Source organism: Dactylosporangium sp. NPDC000521 (assembly GCF_042898305.1).
Lineage (GTDB): Bacteria > Actinomycetota > Actinomycetes > Mycobacteriales > Micromonosporaceae > Dactylosporangium.
The window spans coordinates 404,966-423,893 of sequence record NZ_JBIAYW010000002.1 but is presented as its reverse complement, the minus strand read 5'-3'; the positions used below and the strand labels follow the sequence as shown (position 1 = coordinate 423,893).

Below are 18,928 nucleotides of genomic sequence, written 5' to 3'. Positions count from 1 at the left end.
TCCGGACGTTAGGAGCCAGCGGTGCAGCAGATCCTCGACGCGATCATGCAGGCGGAGCGGGCGGCGGACCCCGCGGCCGAGCTCCGCGCCGTGGCCGGGCTGCCGGTGCCCTCGTCGTACCGTGGCGTGGTCGTCCGCGCCGACGAGACCGACATGTTCGAAGGCCTCGCCACGCGCGACAAGGACCCCCGCAAGTCCCTGCACGTGCAGGAGGTCCCCACCCCCGAGGTCGGTCCGGGCGAGGCCCTGATCGCCGTGATGGGCAGCGCCGTCAACTACAACACCGTCTGGACCTCGATCTTCGAGCCCGTCTCGACGTTCGGCTTCCTCCAGCGGTACGGCCGGCTCAATGACCTCTCGAAGCGCCACGACCTGCCCTACCACGTCGTCGGCTCGGACGCGGCCGGCGTGGTCCTGAAGGTCGGCCCGGGGGTGAGCAAGTGGAAGCCCGGCGACGAGGTGGTCGCGCACTGCCTCAGCGTCGAGCTGGAGGACGCCGCCGGGCACGACGACACGATGCTCGACCCGCAGCAGCGGATCTGGGGCTTCGAGACCAACTTCGGCGGCCTCGCCGAGCTGGCCCTGGTCAAGGCCAACCAGCTCATGCCGAAGCCCGCCCACCTGTCGTGGGAGGAGGCGGCCTGCCCCGGGCTGGTCAACTCCACCGCGTACCGGCAGCTCGTCTCCCACCACGGCGCGCAGATGAAGCAGGGCGACACGGTCCTCATCTGGGGCGCGTCCGGCGGCCTCGGCTCCTACGCGACGCAGTTCGCCCTCAACGGCGGCGCGACCCCTGTCTGCGTCGTGTCCAGCCCGCAGAAGGCCGACCTGTGCCGGGCCATGGGCGCGGAGCTGGTGATCGACCGCTCGTCGTTCACCTTCTGGAAGGACGAGCACACGCAGGACACCGCCGAGTGGCGCCGCTTCGGGGCGGAGATCCGCGCCCTGACCGGCGGCGACGACCCGGACATCGTGTTCGAGCACCCCGGCCGCGAGACCTTCGGCGCCAGCGTCTACGTCGCCAAGCGCGGCGGCACCATCGTCACCTGCGCGTCGACGTCCGGCTTCCTGCACCAGTACGACAACCGGTACCTCTGGATGAACCTCAAACGCATCATCGGCAGCCACTTCGCCAACTACCGTGAGGCGTGGGAGGCCAACCGGCTCATCGCCCTCGGCAAGATCCACCCGACGCTGTCGCGCACCTACGCCCTGGACCAGACCGGCCAGGCCGCGCACGACGTGCACCGCAACGCGCACCAGGGCAAGGTCGGCGTGCTGTGCCTGGCCCCGACCAAGGGCCTCGGCGTCCGCGACCCCGAACTGCGCGCCAGGCACGAGGCAGCCATCAACCGCTTCCGCAACCAGTAGCCGGCCGCGACCCGCCGCCCTCACCGCGGCGATCACCCTCCCCCGCCGGCCGCACCAGACCCCGCGACGGGATGCCACAGCGCCGTGGCCTCCCGCCGCGGCCACCTCCCCCGTGCCGCCGTCGGCGACGCCGATGCGACAGACGCCGGCCAATGCCCCGAGGTGCGCCCTCACCGGATTGACACTGGATTGACGTTGTGTGACGTGGCGCCAATTCGGCGATCGTCTGTGGGGGATCACACGGGATCCATGGAACGAAAGCCACGAATCGGGGCATTGATCAACGTCTTCGAGTGGCGGCGGCGAGGGTCGGCAGGGGTTCAGTGAGCAAGGAGATCCCGCCCGGCGGGACGGGCGGTGGAGGGGGCGTGTCATCCGAGGTGAGGGCCGGTATGGGCATTGTCCCGGCGGGCGCACTTTCCGGTGACCGCGACCTGGCCGTACGGTCACCCGACACGCCGACAAAGCGTGACAAAAACGTGGCGTGTCCTGCCCCGGTGAAGTTGACCTTGTGACCATCTCGGATGAGTGCCGTTGCACCCTTGCGAAAGCCCCCCCGTGGTCTGCAAGTATGTGCCAATGCCCCAGCAGCAGTCCTCGGTTGACTTCTTTCAGAACGGCTCGGATCACGAAGAGCTGAGTGTCGTCCTGCGCGGTTATGACCGTGCCCAGGTCGACGCCAAGCTGCAGCGGATCAACGCGCAGCTCCAGCAGGCCAACCAGGCTCGCGAAGAGGCCGAGAGCCGGCTCGCCGAGTCCCAGCGGCGCATCCGTCAGACCGAGCAGCGGCTCGGCACGATGGAGCAGAAGCTGAGCGACACCAACAAGCAGCTGGAGGAGAACAACCGGCCGACGCTGTCGGGGCTGGGCACGCGGGTCGAGCAGATCCTGCGGCTCGCCGAGGAGCAGGCCAACGACCACCGGGGCGAGGCCAAGCGGGAGTCCGAGGGCATCATCTCCGCCGCGCGTCTCGAGGCCCGCGAGATCACCGACAAGGCGCGGGCCGAGTCCGCCGCCATGAAGGCGACCGCTGAGCGCGAGGCGGGCAACCTGCGCACCGCCGCCGAGCGGGAGGCCGCCGAGGTCCGGGTGCAGGCCCGGCGCGAGGCCGACACGCTGCGGGCCGACGCGGAGCGCGAGACCAAGCAGCTGCGCACGGCCACGGCGCACGAGGTCGCCGAGCTGAAGGCGACGGTCGAGCGTGAGGTGGCGACGCTGCGGGCCACCGCCGAGCGGGAGATCACCCAGCTGCGCGCCAAGGCCGCCCGCGAGGCGGAGGAGAAGCGCGCCGAGGCGACGAAGCTGCTGACCGACGCGCGGGACAAGCGCGACAAGGACCTGCAGTCCCTCGCACTGGAGATCGCCGAGCGGCAGGAGAAGGCGGAGCGCGACGAGTCGGCCCGTCACCAGTCCGCGGTCGCCGCGACCCAGAAGCTCGTCAACGAGGCCGAGAGCCGCGCCCGGGCCGCCGAGGACCGCGCGAAGGAGATCGAGCAGCGGGCCGAGGCGCGCCGGGTCGAGTCCGAGCGCAGCGCCGCCGAGACCCTCGACAAGGCCAAGAACCTGGCCGAGAAGACGGTCAACGAGGCCCGCGCCGAGGCGCACCGCCAGCTCAGCGAGGCACGTGCCGAGGCCGAGGAGACCACGCAGCGGGCCCGGCGCGAGGTCGAGGACCTCACCCGCCAGAAGGACGCGGTCACCTCGCAGCTCGGCCAGATGCTCTCCGGTCTCGCCGGGATCATGCCGACGGTCCAGCCGCCGCAGCAGGCCGGCCCGGCCGACGCCAAGAAGGGCAAGTCCGGAGACGGCGAGAAGGTCTCCGCCTGACGCTCGCGGGACGCGGTGATCCGGCCGCTTCTCGATCATTAACGGGGAGTTCGATCGCACGTCCCGTCATGCGCGGTGTGTAATTGCGCGTGGCGGGACGTTGCGTGTGAGGATGGGTGTCATGTCAGACCGCGACCTCTTCGACACGGGCCCGGGCGGCGTCTCTTCAGAGCCCGACTTCGAGACCGCACTGCGTGGGTACAACCGCAGCCAGGTCGACAGGTACTGGACCCAGTCGGAGAACGAGATCCATGCCCTGAAGCTGGAGAACGAAGAGGTCTGGAGTCAGGTCCAGGCGCTCGCCTCCCAGGTCCAGGAGCTGCAGATGGAGCTCGCCGACCTGCGTCGGCGCGGCCATGTGGGCGAGGTCTCGTTCCGTCATCTGGGCCCCCGCGTCGAGCAGATCCTGGGCCTCGCCGAGGACCAGGCGGAGTCGATCCGCGCCAATGCCGTGCAGGACATCGCGGGCCTGCGCGCCGAGGCCGAGCGGCTGCTCGCCGACGCCCGCGGCCGGGCCGCCAAGGCCAACGAGGACTTCGAGCTCGCCCTCGCCGCCCGCCGTGCGGAAGAGGAGCGGGCGGTCACGGAGCGTCGCGCCGCCCTCGAGGCCGAGGCGCGGGCGATCGAGGAGCGGGCCGCCGCTTCGCGGGCCGAGGCCGACCGGATCGTCGCGCACGCGCACGCCGAGGCGCAGCGCATCACCGCCGAGGTCACCGCCCAGCTCGAGCAGGCCCGCCTCCAGACCGAGCAGGAGCTGCAGGCGCTGCGCGCGTCGGCCGAGCAGCATTCGGCGCAGGTCCGCGCCCAGGCCGACCAGCACGCCGCCGCCGCGCAGCAGCACGCGGCGACCGTGACGACCCAGGCCGAGCAGCAGGCCGCCACGATCCTCGCCCAGGCGCAGCAGCAGGCGTCGGCGGTCACGGCCGAGGCCCAGGAGCAGGCTTCGGCGGTCACGGCGCAGGCGCAGGCGGAGGCGACCGCGCTGACCACGCAGGCGCAGGAGGCCGCCGCCGCCGTCGCGGCGAAGGCGCAGGAGGCCGCGGCCGCCGTGGCCGCGCAGGCCGAGGAGCACGCCGCGGCCGTCACCGCCCAGGCGCAGGAGACGGCCGCCGCCGTCGCAGCGCAGGCGGAGCAGGCCGCGAATGCCGTCACCGAGCAGGCCGCCGCGCAGGCGAAGGCGATCGCCGACACCGCCGTGTCGAAGGCCGAGGCCGCGGCCGCCGAGGCGCACGCCGTCGCGACCGAGGCTCACCGCAAGAGCACCGAGGAGGCGGCCCGGAAGGCCGACGCCGACGCGGCGCAGCGGGCGGAGGCGGCCCGCGCCGCGCTCGATCAGGAGCTGCGCGACCTGCGCACCACCCACGACGCCGAGGTCGCCGAGCTGCGCACGACGACGGAGCGTGAGCTCGCCGAGGCCCGCGCCGCGGCCAAGGCCGAGGCCGACCAGCTCCGCGCCGCCGCCAAGACGGAGGCCGAGGCGCTGCGGACCACGGCGGAGACCGAGGCGGACGAGCTGCTGGCCGCCGCGAAGACCGAGGCCGCGACGCTCGCCACCGCCGCGGCGGCGGAGGCGGACCAGCTCCGCGCCGCCGCGAACACGGAGGCCGAGACGCTGCGGACCACGGCGGAGGCCGAGGCCGAGACGCTGCGCGCGTCGGCGCGGACCGAGGCCGAGGCGCTGCGCGCCGAGGCCGCGGCCGTGGTGACCGCCGCCCAGGCCGAGGCCGCGACCAAGGCTGACGCCGCGACGAAGGCCGAGGCGGAGGCGATCGCCAAGGCCGACGCCGCCGCGAAGGCCGGCGCCGAGGCCACCGCCAAGGCCCAGGCCACGGCGAAGGCGGAGGCGGAGGCCACCGCGAAGCAGGCGGCCACCGCGAAGGCCGAGCTGGAGGCCGTCACCGCGGAGCTCACCGCGGCGGAGGCCCGGCTGGCCGAGGCCAAGGCGCAGGAGGCCGCCGCCCGCGAGCGCCTTCAGGAGGTCGCCGACGCCGAGGCGCGCCTCGCCGACCTGCGCGAGCAGGAGACGGAGCTCACCAGCAAGGTCGCCCAGGCCGAGACGGCGCTCAGCGGCGAGCTGGCCGGGCTGCGGGCCCAGGAGACCGAGCTGACCACCCAGGTCGCGGCCGCCGAGGCCCGCCTGGCAGAGCTGCGGCAGCAGACCGCCGACGCCGAGAAGCTGAGCGAGCAGGCGCTGCAGGCCACCGACAAGGCGAAGCAGGCCGAAGAGAAGGCGAAGCAGGCTGACGAGAAGGCCAAGGCGGCCGGCGAGAAGGCGAAGCAGGCCCAGCAGCAGGCGAAGCAGGCCGGCGAGAAGGCCAAGCAGGCCGAGGAGCAAGCGAAGCTCGCCGAGGAGCGGGTCGAGGCCGCGCAGCGGCGGGCCGAGGAGATCGACCAGCTTGCCACGTCCGCCGGCACCGAGGCCGCCGAGCGGGCCGCTCAGATCATCGCCGAGGCCGAGCAGGCCGCCGAAGCGATCCGCGAGGCCGCCCGCCTCGAAGCGGCGGCACCGGCACCGGCACCGAACGGCAACGGCAAGGTGAAGGTGGCGGCCGAGTAAGGACCGAACTGGCGAAACAGCCCGTGCGTCAGGTGCGGAAAGCCGACACTCGAGTTGAGGACGCGATGACGAATCACGTATCGTCCGCGGGTCTGCGCGCCTAGTCACCGCACCTAGTCACTAAGGGGAAAGAGCGTGAGCAGTACGGAGCAGGTGCAACGCCCCGGACGCCACTCCGTTCCACCCCCGAAGCCACGCGTGTCCGCCCGCGCGGTGGCGATCGGTGCCGCCATCGTCGTGGTGGTCGCGGCGGGCGGGATCGCGGCCGCGCAGTACACGAGCGGCGGCTCGGAGAGCCAGTCGAGCAGCGTCGACGAGAAGGCCACCGTCATCAGCACCGACGGCGCCGTCGTCGACGGCAAGCAGCTCACCACGGCGCTGCACATCAAGGCCAACAACGTCAAAGTGGTCAACACGACCGTGCGGCACCGGGGCACGGCGGCGATCCGGGTCTTCCCGGGCGTGAGCGGCACCGTCGTGGAGAACACCGAGGTGTTCTGCGACGGCAAGGACATGGTCGGCGTCGGCAACGGTGGCTACACGGCCACGAAGGTCAAGGTGCACGGCTGCGCGATCGGCTTCCAGCACTACGCCGGCGCCCCGGCCACGGTCACCGACTCGACGGTCGACGACCATCCGTACAAGGCGAGCTACGCCTTCACGGAGCAGGGCAAGAAGCACCCCACCACCGGCAAGGGGCTCGTCGCCGGGCCGGTCGCGGCCGCGAAACCCTGGCCCGGCCCCGACAACACGGGCGTGCCGGCGGGGACGACGCTCACGCCGTACACGGGCCCGTACTCGATCACGCAGGAGAACACCGTCATCGACGGGAAGATCCTCACCGACTGCGTCGAGATCAAGGCGAAGAACGTCACGATCAAGCGGTCGAAGATCAACTGCAAGAACAAGGGCGGCATGATCATCCGGGTGTTCGACGAGCTCGTGACCGATGCGAGCCTCCTCGTCGAGGACAGCGAGATCACCGGTGACGGCGAAGGGCTCGGGGTCGGCTTCGGCCACTACACGCTGCGCCGCGTCAACATGCACACCCTCAACGAGGGCCCCCGGGTGTCCGACGGCGCGGTGATCGAGGACAGCTGGATCCACGGCCTGGTCTTCACCGACGAGAAGGACCACCAGGACATCCTGCAAACGACCGGCGGCACCGGCATGATCGTGCGGCACAACACGCTCGAGGCGTTCAACCCGGCCACCAACGACCCGTTCAACGCGGGCTTCCAGCTCGGCTCGGAGACCGCCCCGAAGCTGAGCGACCTGCTGGTGGAGAACAACCTGTTCAGCGGGGGCAACTACACGGTGAACCTGCGGCCGGACACGAAGACCGAGAAGGTCGTGTTCCGCAACAACGTGTTCGTGCAGAACAGCCGCTACGGCCCCGCCTCCAACGAGGACCTCCCAGGCGTCACCTGGGAGGCCAGCAACGTCTACCTCGACGGCGGCAAGCCCGTCACGCACGGGCCCTAGAAGGTCACGACCGCCTTGGACACGGTGTACGCCTCGGCGTAGTGCGACCGGCACTCCATCCCGCGGATGCGGGCGAGGCCGAGGAACACCTCGTCGTCCCACCAGTCGCGGGCCTTCTGCGACGGGAAGTGCTCGTGCAGCAGGTCGACCTTGCGGCGGCCCTGCTCGACGGTGAGCGGCACGTACACGTTGCGCCGGGACAGGTCACCGTCCCACTTCGGGATCTCGTAGTGCATCACCAGCGAGTCCCGGAAGGCGGTCGAGGCGAGCGAGCCGAGCAGCCGGTGGTCCTGGTGCGCGTCGTCGGTCGACGGCGCCAGGACCAGATCCGGGGCGCCGAGCCGGGCCGCGGCCTCGACGATCTCCTTCGCCGCGTCCCAGTGCGCGGGCAGCCGCCCGTCGGGCAGATCGTGCAGATGGAAGGAGACCGACCCATGCGCCAGGAAGGCCGAGGCCGCTGAACGGGCCTCGTCCTGGCGGGCCGGCACCCCGGTGGCCAGGACGTATTCGACCCGCACGCCCGCGGGCAGGGACAGCAGCAGCCCGCCGGCGGCGATCTCGATGTCGTCCGGGTGGGCACCCAGGGCGACGACGGACCGCACACCGGCGAGCGAGAAGCCGATCATGCGGACGGGCGGCGGGACGCGTCCCACAGCATCCACGGGCAGTTGCCGTGGTTGTAGGCCTCTTCCATCTCCGCCCGGTCCTTGAACGTGTCGACCGCGCGCCAGAACCCGTCGTACTGCTGGGCGAGCAGCTTCCGGTCCGGGATGAGCCGGTCGAACGCGTGCGGCACCATGTCCTCGCCGTCGCGCAGGACGTCGAAGATCTCCGGCCGCATGATGAAGTAGCCGCCGTTCTCCCAGGTCATCAGGTCGCGGAAGTCCCGGACCCGCGACACCGACCCGTCGTCGGACATCTCCAGGATGTGGTGCGTGGAGACCGGCGGCACGGCGAGCATGCTGACCGCCGCCGTGGATGCCCGGAAACGCTCCACCATCTCCGGCAGCGGCGCGTCGGTCAGCGTGTCGGCGTAGTTGGCCAGGAACATCGGCTCGTCCTCGACGTACTTGCGCACGCGCATGAGCCGCTCGCCGATCGTGGCCTTGAGCCCCGTGTCGATGAACGTGATGTTCCAGTCGGTGATGTCCGTCGAGAAGAGCTGCACCTCGCTGGTGCCGGCGGCGAGGGTGAAGTCGTTGGACAGCGTCTCGTCGTAGTGCAGGAAGTAGTCCTTGACCACGGCGGCGCCGTAGCCGAGGGCGAGCACGAAGTCGGTGTGCCCGAAGTGGGCGTAGTAGCGCATGACGTGCCACAGCAGCGGCCGGTCGCCGATCATCGCCATCGGCTTCGGGACGTTGCTCGTGCCCTCGCGCATCCGCATGCCGAGACCACCGCAGAACAGGACGACCTTCACGACAAACTACCCCTCAACGTCGAGAGCCGGGATCGGGTAGACGAGCTTGCCGCCCCAGTCGCGCACGTACGACAGCTGCGCGCTGATCTCGGTGCGCAGGTTCCACGGCAGGACCAGGACGTAGTCGGGCCGGTCGGCGGCGATGCGCTCCGGCGCGTGGATCGGGATGTGCGTGCCCGGCAGGAACATGCCCTGCTTGTGCGGTGACCGGTCGACCGTGTACTCGAGCAGGTCCTCGCGGATGCCGCAGTGGTTGAGCAGGGTGTTGCCCTTGCCCGGGGCGCCGTAGCCGACGACCCGCTTGCCCTCGGAGCGCGCCTTCATGAGGAAGTCGAGCAGGTCGCGCTTGATGGTGAAGACCTCGCCGGCGAAGCCCTTGTGCCCCTCGAAGGTGTGCAGACCGGCCGCGGCCTCGGCGTCGAGGACGGCCTTGACGGCCACCGAAGGTTCACCCGCTGTTTCACTTCGCTGAGCGTGCACGCGCAGCGACCCGCCGTGGGTCGACAGCTCCTCCACGTCGACGACGGTGAGGCCGCCCTTGGCGAGCGCCCGCGACGCGGTGAGCAGGGACAGGTACTGGTAGTGCTCGTGGTAGATCGTGTCGAACTGCCGGCGCTCGATCAGGCGCAGCAGGTGCGGGAACTCCAGCGTGACCAATCCGTCCGGTTTGACCAAATTGGCGAGTCCCTGACTGAAACCAATAATGTCCGGAATATGTGCATAGACGTTATTTGCGGCAACCAGATCCGCACGGCCGTACTGCGCCGCGACCGATTCGCCGGTTTCCGGCCCGAGAAAGCACACCTCTGTCCGGATCCCCTTTTCACGGGCGACCGCGGCGACATTTGCGGCTGGCTCAACGCCGATCACTGGAATACCCGCGGCCACAAAATGCTGCAGAAGGTACCCGTCATTGCTGGCCACTTCGGCGACCAGACTGTCGGCCGTTAGGCTGAGCTTCTCGATCATAGCGACGGAGTACTGCCGCGCGTGCTCCACCCAGGATGAGGAATAGGAGGAGAAGTAGAGGTAGTCGGAGAAGATCTCCTCACCCGCCACGTAGGCCGGGAGCTGCACCAACAGGCACTCAGAGCAGGTGCGCACGTGCAGCGGGTAGAACGTCTCCGGTGCGTCGACCTTCTCTGCGGGCACGTAGCTCTCACAGAGTGGTGACATACCGAGGTCGACGAACGTCTCGGTGAGCTCGGCACCACAGAGCCGGCACGAGACAACGGGCATGCGTCCCCCCAAAATAATCGTTGGCGCTAGGCTCCTGTGTACATGGCGAAGCGATACGCCAGGAGCAGGATGTGACGCGTTAGCCTAAGGCAGAATCCAAGCCAAGAAGCTAGCGGTCGTTGAACACTGCTGTTCAACGTCACAGTAAGAAGTCCGACACACCACCGAGGGCACTTTCGGTCCCTCTTAGACTCGCCTTCCACCCGCCGAGCGTTCGGGAGCTTTGCCATGCGCGTACTCGTCACCGGTCACGACGGATACATCGGCAGTGTGCTGGTGCCGATACTCCGGCAGGCCGGGCACGAGGTCGTCGGTCTCGACACCGGGCTGTTCGCGGACTGCGTCCTCGGGCCGGCGCCGGAGGAGGTCAAGACGCTGCGCGTCGACCTCCGCGACGTCGAGCCGTCGCACGTCACCGGGTTCGACGCGGTCATGCACCTGGCGGCGCTGTGCAACGACCCGCTGGGCAACCTCAACCCCGACCTGACGTACGACGTCAACCACCGCTCGACGATCCGCCTGGCGAAGGCCGCCAAGGCCGCCGGGGTCCAGCGGTTCCTCTTCTCATCGTCCTGCTCGCTGTACGGCAAGGGCGCCGACGACACCCCGCTGGACGAGACGGCCGGCTTCCAGCCCGTGACGCCCTACGGCGAGTCGAAGATCCTCTCGGAGCAGGGCCTGCTGGAGCTCGCCGACGACGACTTCTCGCCGGTGTTCCTGCGCAACTCCACGGCCTACGGCTTCTCCCCCCGCCTCCGCGGCGACCTGGTCGTCAACGACCTCGCCGCGCACGCGCTGCTCACCGGGCAGGTCCGGCTGCTGTCGGACGGCAAGGCGTGGCGGCCGCTGGTCCACATCGAGGACATCTCCGCCGCGTTCCTGGCGCTGCTGGAGGTCGACCGCGAGCGCGTGCACGCCAAGGCGTACAACATCGGCAAGAGCACCGAGAACTACCTCATCCGGGATGTGGCCAACCTCGTCGCCGAGGTGGTGCCGGGCAGCGAGGTGACGTTCGCTGAGGGCGCCGGCACCGACCTGCGCAACTACCGGGTCACCTGCGACCTGATCGCCGCCGAGGTCCCCGAGTTCCAGCCGAGGTGGACGGTCAAGCTGGGCGTCGAGCAGCTGATCGAGCAGTACCAGCGGCACGGCCTGACGATCGAGCAGTTCGGCAGCGAGACCCACCAGCGCATCAAGCGGATCAGGTCGCTGATGGAGGCCGGCAAGCTCGACAACGACCTGCGGTGGACGGCATGACCACGGGCCGCCTGTGTGACGCCTGCGGCGAGGAGCGGCTTGTCCCGTTCGCCGACCTCGGTGACATCCCCGTCCTCTGCGGGGTGCACTGGGAGGCGCACGGCGACGCGGTCGCGTCCCCGGTCGGCCGGATGGAGCTGGCGCACTGCCCGCGGTGCGCCTACGTGCGCAACGTCGCGTTCGAGCAGGACAAGCTCGTCTACGACACGACGATGGACACCAACCTGCACTTCTCCCCCGCGTTCCAGCGGTTCTCCGCGGACCTGGTGCAGAGCCTCAGCGAGCGGTACGACCTCAGCGGCAAGCTCGTGCTCGACATCGGCTGCGGCCAGGGAGAGTTCCTCAAGGAGCTCACCCACGTCAGCGGCGCCAGTGGCGTCGGCTACGACGCGATGTACGCGGGCGAGGTCGGCACGAACGGCCTGACCACGTTCCACAGCGGGCTCGCCCCGCGCGGGTCCGGCCTGCCCGAGTACGACTTCTTCACCTCGCGGCACTGGTTCGAGCACCTCGACGACCCGTTCGAGTTCCTGGTCGACCTGCGGGAGCAGGCGAAGGGGCGCGAGGTCTTCGGCTACGTCGAGGTCCCCGACGCGGTGTACGACCTCGCCACCGCCGGCTGGGAGGTCATCTACCCGCACGTGTCGTACTTCGACGCCTACTCCCTGGCGAGCATCTTCGGCCGGGCCGGCTGGACGGTCGAGTCGACGGGCACGCTGTTCTCGGGCATGTTCCGCTACATCGAGGTGTCGGCCAACCGCCCCCGCGCCGGCGGTCACGTCGCGCACACCGGCGAGCTGCCGTCGATGCGGGCCCGCGACAAGCAGCTCGCGGCGATTGCCGGCTTCGCCGAGCGGCACCACGCCGAGCGGGAGCGCTGGCGGAGCACGATCGCGAAGCTCAACGCCGACGGCGCACGGCCGGTGCTGTGGGGCGCGGGCTCCCGCGGCGTGCAGTTCCTGACCCTCGCCGACCGCGAGCTGGGCCTGCACGGCGTCGTGGACCTCAACCCGCGCAAGTGGGGCCGCTTCCTGCCGGTCACCGGGCACCGCGTCGACCCGCCGTCGACCCTCACGGCGCTGCAGCCGAAGGCCGTCGTGATCACCAACCCGGCATACAAGGACGAGATCGCCAAGTCCCTCGCCGACCTCGGCGTGACGGCAGAGATCCTGGTGGCGTGATCATGCCTGAGACCAAGCCTCGCGTGACCATCGGCATGACGACCTACAACGTCGAGAAGTACCTGCCGCTGGCCATCGAGTCGATGCTGGCGCAGGACTACCCGGACTTCGAGATCGTCGTGTGCGACAACCTGTCCACCGACAGCACCTGGGAGATCCTGCAGCACTACGCCGCCAGGGACGAGCGGGTCCGGGTGTACCGCAACCCGGAGAACCTCGGCGAGGCCGGCAACTTCCGGCGGGTCGTGCAGCTGGCCCGCGGCGAGCTGTTCCGGCTCGCCGCGCACGACGACCTCGCCGCGCCGACGCTGATCAGCCGGTGCGTGGAGGCGCTCGACGCGCACCCCGAGGCGATCCTGGCCTTCCCGCAGACGATGCTGATCGACAGCGACGGCAACGAGATCGGCCCGTGGGACGACGCCATGGACACCCAGACCCTGCGCTCGCGGGGCCGGGTCAGCTGGTACGCGCGGAAGTGGAACCTCTGCAACGAGGTCTTCGGCGTGGTCCGCACCGACGTGCTGCGCAAGACGCGGCTGCTCGGGCCGTTCCTGTCCAGCGACGTGCGGATGCTGCACGAGCTGGCGCTGCGGGGCGAGTTCATCCAGGTGCCGCAGCGGCTGTTCTACCGCCGGATGCACGCGACCAACACGTTCGGCGCGCAGCGCGACACCGACGAGGTGCTCGAGTGGCTGGAGCCGGGCGCGGCGAAGGGCAAGAACCGCAAGCGCAAGCCCGCCTCGGACCAGAGCCACCACACCAGGATGACCTGGGAGATCACGAAGGCGCTCATGAGCAACGAGCTGCCGGTGACGGAGCGGGCGGTCGCCACCGGGGCGTTCCTGACGTCTTGGGGCACCCGCCGCGGCCGGGCCAAGCTGGGCCGGATCCGGCGCTCGATCACTCGCACGCCGATCGCGCCGCCGGTCTGGGAGCAGCCGCAGCACAAGCCGTCTGACCAGCAGTCGCAGGCCTAGGAGTCCGCATGAGTCAGAGCGTCGACAGCAGCGTCGACCCGCTCGACCGCACCGTCGATCTTGACCGTACCGCCGAGATCAGCGCTCTGACACCGCCGGCGACAACGACGACGCTGGACGCACCCGAGGAGGAGGCGCCGCGCAAGCGGCTCAAGTCGGCGATCTTCTGGTCGTACGCGCTGACCGCCGGCCGCCTGGGCACCACGACCGTCGTCACGTTCGTGCTCGCGGGCATGCTGGGACCGCACGCGTTCGGCGTCGTGGGCACCGCGCTGCTGTTCGTGATGATCACGCAGATGCTGCTCCAGCAGACCCTGCTCACCACGATCATCCAGCGCGAGAAGCTCGAAGGCGACCACCTGGACGCCGGGTTCTGGCTCGTCATCATCGGCAGCCTGGTGCTGACCGCGGTGGCCGCCGGCGCGGCACCGCTGTGGGCGGCGTTCAACAACCAGCCCGAGGTCACCCTGATCTGCGTGGCGCTGACCCCGATGATCCTGCTGCAGGGGCTGACCGTGGTCCCCGAGGCGATCATGCGGCGGAAGATGACGTTCCGGCCGCTGGCCATCCGGACGCTGATCGCGAACATCATCGGCGGCGTGGTCGGCATCGCCATGGCACTCGCCGGCTACCAGGCCTGGGCGCTGGTCGGGCAGCAGCTGGTGGTGGGCGGTGTCGGCGCCGTCGTGCTGTGGACCGTCACCGACTGGCGCCCCCGCTGGCGGCTGCCCCGGCAGGCGATCAAGGACCTGTGGGGGTTCTCCGCCCAGTCCGCGCTCGGCGGCATCGGCGTCTTCCTTGCCATCCGCATCGACCTGCTGGTCCTGGCCAAGTTCTTCGGCCCGGTGGCGGTCGGTCTGTACCGCATCGCGCAGCGCCTGCCCGACATGCTGACCGAGGTGACCAGCCGGTCGCTGCAGCAGGTGTCGCTGCCGGAGCTGGCGCGGCTGCAGCGCAAGCCGGTCGAGCTCGGTGACCGGCTCGCCAAGATGCTGCACGTCTCCGCCGTCGCCGGGCTGCCCGCGCTGGGCATCCTCGCCGCCGTCGCGAAGCCGCTGGTCGCCCTGCTCGGCCCCGCGTGGTCGCCGGCCGGCACCGGCATGCAGCTGCTGTGCATCGTCGGCGTCGTCAACGTGTACGGCGTGCTGCTCGGCCCCGCGCTGCAGGCCGTCGGCCGCCCGGGCATCAACACGGCGCTGTCCTGGTTCCAGCTCTCGGTCGGTGTCGCCACCTTCTACCTCATCGGGCAGTGGCTCAACGGCTCCGAGGACGACCGGGCGCAGGTCGCCGCGATCGCGCTGGGCATGTCGGCGGTCGAGCTGTCGATCACGATTCTGATGATGTACATCACCTTCGTGCGGGTGCTGAAGGTCAACACCTGGCAGATCCTCGGCCCGACGGTGCCGGCGTTCGTCGCGGGCACGGCGGGCTTCCTCGTCCCGTTCCTCATCGACCGGTTCGGTCTGGTCGGCGGGCCGTGGGTGCTGAAACTGGTGGTTTACGGCGCGCTCGCATCGGGCATCTCCGGCGGTCTGTTGCTCGCCCTGGACACGCGTACCCGGGGCATGGTCATGCGAAAGCTCGGAAAGAAGTAGGAGCGGGTTTTGCTGTTCGACGAGTCCAACCGCCTGCGGCCCCTGGCCCACGCGGTGATCCCTGGTGGCGCGCACACGTACGCGAAGGGGGACGACCAGTTCCCCGAGGAGGCGCCGGGCTTCATCGTCCGGGGCAGCGGCTGTCACGTGTGGGACGCCGACGGCAACGAGTTCGTCGAGTACGGCATGGGCCTGCGCTCGGTCACGCTCGGCCACGGCTACGCGCCGGTGGTCGACGCCGCGGCCCGGCAGATGGCGGAGGGGCTCAACTTCAGCCGCCCGGCGACGATCGAGCTGACCGCCGCGGAGCGGCTGCGCGAAGCGCTCGGCGTGCCCGACCGAATGGTGAAGTTCGCGAAGAACGGCTCCGACGTGACGAGCGCCGCGGTGAAGCTCGCCCGCGCGTTCACCGGCCGGGACCTCGTCGCGATCTGCGCGGACCACCCGTTCTTCTCCACCGACGACTGGTTCATCGGCACGACCGGCATGCCGGGCGGCATCCCCGGCGCGGTCCGCGACCTGACCGTCCGGTACCGCTACAACGACCTGGCGAGCATCGAGGCGCTGATCGCCGAACACCCCGGGAAGATCGCCTGCCTCGTGCAGGAGGTCGAGACGACCGAGCCGCCCGCGCCGGGCTTCCTCGAGGGCCTGCGGGCGCTGTGCGACCGGCACGGCATCGTGCTGATCTTCGACGAGATCATCACCGGGTTCCGCTGGCACGTGCGCGGCGCTTCCCACGTGCACGGCGTGCGGGCCGATCTGACCAGCTACGGCAAGGCGCTCGGCAACGGCTTCGCGGTGGCCGCGCTCGTCGGCCGGCCCGACATCATGGAGCTCGGCGGGCTGCGCACCGACCGGGAGCGGGTGTTCCTGCTGTCCACGACCTACGGCGCCGACACGCACACCCTCGCCGCGACGATGGCCGTCCTCGACGTGTACGAGCGCGAACCGGTCATCGAACACCTGCACCGCCAGGGCGGGCGGCTGGCGGAGGGCGTGACGGCGGCCGCGGCGGCGCACGGCGTCCAGGACTTCGTGGGCGTGGCCGGCCGCGACAGCAACCTCATCTACGTGACCAAGGACAGCGCCGGCGAGCGGTCACAGGCGTTCCGGACGCTGTTCCTGCAGGAGGTGATCCGCCGCGGCGTGATCGCCCCGTCGTTCGTGGTCAGCTACTCCCATACCGACGCGGACATCGACCGCACGATCGAGGCGGTCGACGGCGCGCTCGCGGTCTACGCCAAGGCCTTGAGCGACGGCGTCGACGCGTACCTGGTCGGCCGCGCCGTGAAGCCCGTCTTCCGCCCTTACGTCTAAGGGGAGCCACCGTGGTCGCAGTGCTCGAGCGGGAGCAGGTCCGGCGCGGCGTCCGTACACCGGTCAAGGCCGCCATGGTCGTCGGCGCCCTCGTGGCCGGGACGGTCGCCTCGATCCTGCGGCAGCCGGGGCCCGGGGCGCTGGACACGATCTGGGCCGAGGACGGCGAGATCTTCCTGACCCAGGCGGCACGCGACGGTGCCGGGGCGTTCACCACGTCCTACGCCGGCTACTACCACCTCGTCGCCCGGCTCGTCGCCGGCGTCGCGGCACTGCTGCCGCCGTCCCAGGCCGCGGCGGCGCTCGCGATCGGCGCGGCGCTGGTCACGACGGTCTTCGGGATCGCCGCGTACGCCCTGAGCGGGGAGTACCTGTCCTCGACCGTGGCGCGGCTGGTGGTGTCGGTACCGGTCGTGGTGCTGCCGATGGCGCAGGGCGACGTGCTGAACTCCCCGGCGAACCTGCACTGGACCGGCCTCTACGTGCTGTTCTGGTTCCTGCTGTGCCGGCCCGCCTCGGTCGCGGGGAAGGTGCTGGCGTGCGCGGGCATCGTGCTGGTCGTCGGCAGCGACATCCTGACCGGCGTCTACCTGCCGCTCGTCGCGTTCGTGGTGTGGTTCCACCGGGACCGGTACGCGGTGGCGAAGGCCGTGGCGTTCGTGGTGCCCTTCGCCGTGCAGGTGCTCGGCCTGCTCACCGGGGCGAGCGAGCGGGAGGGCCTGGCGCCGGACCCGGTGCGGGCGGTGACCGGCTTCGCGCTCCGCGCGGTGCCGACGGCGCTGTTCGGCGAGCGGTGGGTCGGTCAGACGGTCGGCACCCGCAGCCTGATCTTCGCCGCGCTCGCGTGGCTGATCCTCGGCGCGGTGCTGGTCCTGGGGCTGCGCCAGGTCGTCCGTCCACGATGGACGCTGGTGATCGCGGCGGCCGTGCACAGCGCACTGGTCTACATCGCGCCGGTCGCGCTCAGCGGCGTCGCCACCCCGCGGTACAACGTGGCGCCGGCCCTGCTGCTGCTCGTCACGCTCGTCGCCGCGCTCAACGACGTGACCGGGGTCCGGATCCTCGCGGCGCTGGTGCTGGTGGTCTGCGCGGTCAACTTCCGGGTGGACAACGCCCGGGCCGACGGGCCGGCCTGGCACACGGGCCTGCGGGGCGCGGAGGCGGCCTGCGCCGCCGATCCGGCGGCCACGGTGAGTATTGAGGTGACTCCGCTCGCGGCACCTGGGTGGCATGTTGCACTGCCGTGTGACTATGTCGACAAAAAATAACCCTCTGGCATTGCGGTCATCGTCGGACAACCAATTATCAGGCGAACTATGATCCACTCCAGAGGTAAAGCACGAATTTCCCCGACCGTTCGGACAGGGTTGCCTGGCGGAACGACGGAGGCCTCTGCACCCCGGAACGAGATTCACCTTCTGCGGCCCACATGTACGCTGAGCTGCGCAGGAGGAGATCACCGTTGTCCGATTAGCAACATTCGTACTAAATATGCAATTTATGCTTATTGTTAGCCTTAACGTGTCAAGCGACATTTCATGTTTCGTTAGAAGCGGCGTGTAAAGAATGCGACACGGCGAGTTTGCCAGTGCCCACTTGCCCCGCTGACGCGTTATCCGCCAGTGTCGCTAGGCGACTGCCCGTGGGGGGCGCCGCGACGTATTTTCTTCGGGAGCAGGGTCGGTCATGAAGGTTGGCGTCATCGGCTGTGGTTACTGGGGAGCGAAGCACGTACGCGTGCTGTCCTCACTCCCCGAGGTGTCACTGGTTGTCGCGATCGACGCACAGACGGAGCGGATCGAGCCGCTGCGACGGATGTACCCCAGCGCGCTCTGCGTCACCAGCCTGGACGAGGTGATCGATCTCATCGACGCCGCGATCATCGCCACGCCGCCGCGTTCGCACGCGCCACTGGCGAAGCGGCTGCTCGCCGCCGGCAAGCACGTCATGGTCGAGAAGCCGATGACCGCCTCGACCGCGGAGGCCCGCGAGCTGGTCGCGATGGCCGACGAGGCCGGCCTCACCCTCGCCACCGGGCACACGTTCGAGCACAACGCGGTAGTCAAGCACCTGCGCGACATGGTCGCCGCCGAGGAGCTCGGCAAGATCTACTACATCGACACCGCGCGGCTGAACCTCGGTCTCTACCAGCCCGACGTCAACGTCGTCTGGGACCTCGCGCCGCACGACATCTCGATCATCAACATGGTGCTGGACAGCACGCCGACCGCGGTCAGCGCGTGGGGCGCCAGCCACGCCGGCACGCCCTTCGAGGACGTCGCCTACCTGCGCCTGGAGTACGGCGCGATCGGCGCGACCGCCAACATCCACGTCAGCTGGCTCGACCCGTCGAAGGTGCGACGCGTGACGGTCGTCGGCAGCCAGCGCATGGCGGTCTACGACGACATGCTCGACGAGGGCCGGCTGCGCATCTACGACAAGGGCGTCCAGGGCGCCCCACTGGACGGCACCGTGCCGATGTCGTACCGCTACGGCGGCATCACCTCGCCGCACATCCCGATGACCGAGCCGCTCGGCGAGGTCGACCGGGACTTCGTGCAGTCGGCGATCACCGGGCGCACCCCTGCCGTCGACGGCCGGCGCGGGCTCGCCGTGGTGGAGGTCCTGGAGGCCGCCGCCGAGTCGATGGCCACCGGCCGCACCGTCGACATCTCCCAACCCGCCACCGTCTGACCCTCCAC

General features: G+C 70.1%; 14 protein-coding genes. 11 read left to right on the top strand and 3 right to left on the bottom strand.

Annotated elements, in window-relative coordinates; genetic code table 11:
• Positions 1 to 21 precede the first annotated feature (21 nt).
• From ccrA to ACFY3L_RS07700, 4 genes are all read left to right on the top strand, one after another.
• A complete protein-coding gene (gene ccrA, locus ACFY3L_RS07715; RefSeq protein WP_389319797.1) occupies positions 22 to 1,371 on the top strand; it encodes a crotonyl-CoA carboxylase/reductase in 1,350 nt (449 codons plus the stop codon).
• A gap of 579 nt (positions 1,372 to 1,950) precedes the next feature.
• Positions 1,951 to 3,198 carry a cell division protein DivIVA gene (locus tag ACFY3L_RS07710; RefSeq protein WP_389319794.1) on the top strand — a complete coding sequence of 416 codons (1,248 nt, stop codon included), beginning with the start codon at positions 1,951 to 1,953 and terminating at the stop codon, positions 3,196 to 3,198.
• Positions 3,199 to 3,319: 121 nt separating this feature from the next.
• Positions 3,320 to 5,755, top strand: a complete 2,436-nt coding sequence (locus ACFY3L_RS07705) for a hypothetical protein (protein WP_389319791.1) — start codon at positions 3,320 to 3,322, stop codon at positions 5,753 to 5,755.
• Between the two features lie 198 nt (positions 5,756 to 5,953).
• Positions 5,954 to 7,240: a hypothetical protein gene (locus ACFY3L_RS07700; protein WP_389319788.1), complete on the top strand. Its 1,287-nt coding sequence runs from the start codon at positions 5,954 to 5,956 to the stop codon at positions 7,238 to 7,240.
• On the opposite strand, the gene ACFY3L_RS07695 is transcribed toward ACFY3L_RS07700, so the two are convergent.
• Genes ACFY3L_RS07695 through ACFY3L_RS07685 form a run of 3 tightly spaced genes read right to left on the bottom strand, consistent with a single transcriptional unit; the run spans position 7,237 to position 9,896 of the window.
• Positions 7,237 to 7,893 (bottom strand): PIG-L deacetylase family protein, encoded by a 657-nt coding sequence (locus ACFY3L_RS07695; RefSeq protein WP_389319785.1) that lies wholly within the window; start codon positions 7,891 to 7,893, stop codon positions 7,237 to 7,239. The two genes, ACFY3L_RS07700 and ACFY3L_RS07695, sit on opposite strands and share 4 nt — an antisense overlap.
• Positions 7,863 to 8,657, bottom strand: a complete 795-nt coding sequence (locus ACFY3L_RS07690) for a glucose-1-phosphate cytidylyltransferase (RefSeq protein ID WP_389319782.1) — start codon at positions 8,655 to 8,657, stop codon at positions 7,863 to 7,865. The genes ACFY3L_RS07695 and ACFY3L_RS07690 overlap by 31 nt, the downstream gene beginning before the upstream one ends.
• Positions 8,658 to 8,663: 6 nt before the next feature.
• A complete protein-coding gene (locus ACFY3L_RS07685; protein WP_389319779.1) occupies positions 8,664 to 9,896 on the bottom strand; it encodes a methyltransferase domain-containing protein in 1,233 nt (410 codons plus the stop codon).
• 228 nt (positions 9,897 to 10,124) lie between these two features.
• Here ACFY3L_RS07685 and ACFY3L_RS07680 point away from each other — a divergent pair, with 228 nt between their 5' ends.
• The 7 genes from ACFY3L_RS07680 (at position 10,125) to ACFY3L_RS07650 (ending at position 18,920) form a co-directional block, all read left to right on the top strand.
• Complete coding sequence (locus ACFY3L_RS07680; protein ID WP_389319776.1) at positions 10,125 to 11,153, top strand: NAD-dependent epimerase/dehydratase family protein; 1,029 nt, start codon at positions 10,125 to 10,127, stop codon at positions 11,151 to 11,153.
• On the top strand, positions 11,150 to 12,334 hold the full coding sequence (locus ACFY3L_RS07675) for a methyltransferase domain-containing protein (RefSeq protein WP_389319774.1): 1,185 nt from the start codon (positions 11,150 to 11,152) through the stop codon (positions 12,332 to 12,334). The genes ACFY3L_RS07680 and ACFY3L_RS07675 overlap by 4 nt, the downstream gene beginning before the upstream one ends.
• Positions 12,335 to 12,336: 2 nt before the next feature.
• Positions 12,337 to 13,311, top strand: coding sequence for a glycosyltransferase family 2 protein (locus ACFY3L_RS07670; protein WP_389321117.1), 975 nt, complete (start codon positions 12,337 to 12,339; stop codon positions 13,309 to 13,311).
• Between the two features lie 8 nt (positions 13,312 to 13,319).
• Complete coding sequence (locus ACFY3L_RS07665; RefSeq protein WP_389319771.1) at positions 13,320 to 14,906, top strand: lipopolysaccharide biosynthesis protein; 1,587 nt, start codon at positions 13,320 to 13,322, stop codon at positions 14,904 to 14,906.
• Between the two features lie 9 nt (positions 14,907 to 14,915).
• Entirely contained in the window at positions 14,916 to 16,226 is a 1,311-nt protein-coding gene (locus ACFY3L_RS07660) for a glutamate-1-semialdehyde 2,1-aminomutase (protein ID WP_389319768.1), read from the top strand.
• 11 nt (positions 16,227 to 16,237) lie between these two features.
• Positions 16,238 to 17,494 carry a hypothetical protein gene (locus tag ACFY3L_RS07655; RefSeq protein ID WP_389319766.1) on the top strand — a complete coding sequence of 419 codons (1,257 nt, stop codon included), beginning with the start codon at positions 16,238 to 16,240 and terminating at the stop codon, positions 17,492 to 17,494.
• A gap of 418 nt (positions 17,495 to 17,912) precedes the next feature.
• The gene (locus tag ACFY3L_RS07650; protein ID WP_389319763.1) at positions 17,913 to 18,920 is read left to right on the top strand and encodes a Gfo/Idh/MocA family protein; all 1,008 of its coding nucleotides are present in this window, start codon (positions 17,913 to 17,915) and stop codon (positions 18,918 to 18,920) included.
• Positions 18,921 to 18,928: the final 8 nt, after the last annotated feature.

What these genes read in the sequence shown, in the direction of transcription:
- ACFY3L_RS07670 (WP_389321117.1), top strand. Translation starts at nt 12,337, where the DNA reads ATGCCTGAGACCAAGCCTCGCGTGACCATCGGCATGACGACCTACAAC.
- ACFY3L_RS07710 (WP_389319794.1), top strand. Translation starts at nt 1,951, where the DNA reads ATGCCCCAGCAGCAGTCCTCGGTTGACTTCTTTCAGAACGGCTCGGAT.
- ACFY3L_RS07705 (WP_389319791.1), top strand. Translation starts at nt 3,320, where the DNA reads ATGTCAGACCGCGACCTCTTCGACACGGGCCCGGGCGGCGTCTCTTCA.
- ACFY3L_RS07650 (WP_389319763.1), top strand. Translation starts at nt 17,913, where the DNA reads ATGAAGGTTGGCGTCATCGGCTGTGGTTACTGGGGAGCGAAGCACGTA.
- ACFY3L_RS07685 (WP_389319779.1), bottom strand. Translation starts at nt 9,896, where the DNA reads ATGCCCGTTGTCTCGTGCCGGCTCTGTGGTGCCGAGCTCACCGAGACG.
- ACFY3L_RS07665 (WP_389319771.1), top strand. Translation starts at nt 13,320, where the DNA reads ATGAGTCAGAGCGTCGACAGCAGCGTCGACCCGCTCGACCGCACCGTC.
- ACFY3L_RS07675 (WP_389319774.1), top strand. Translation starts at nt 11,150, where the DNA reads ATGACCACGGGCCGCCTGTGTGACGCCTGCGGCGAGGAGCGGCTTGTC.
- ACFY3L_RS07680 (WP_389319776.1), top strand. Translation starts at nt 10,125, where the DNA reads ATGCGCGTACTCGTCACCGGTCACGACGGATACATCGGCAGTGTGCTG.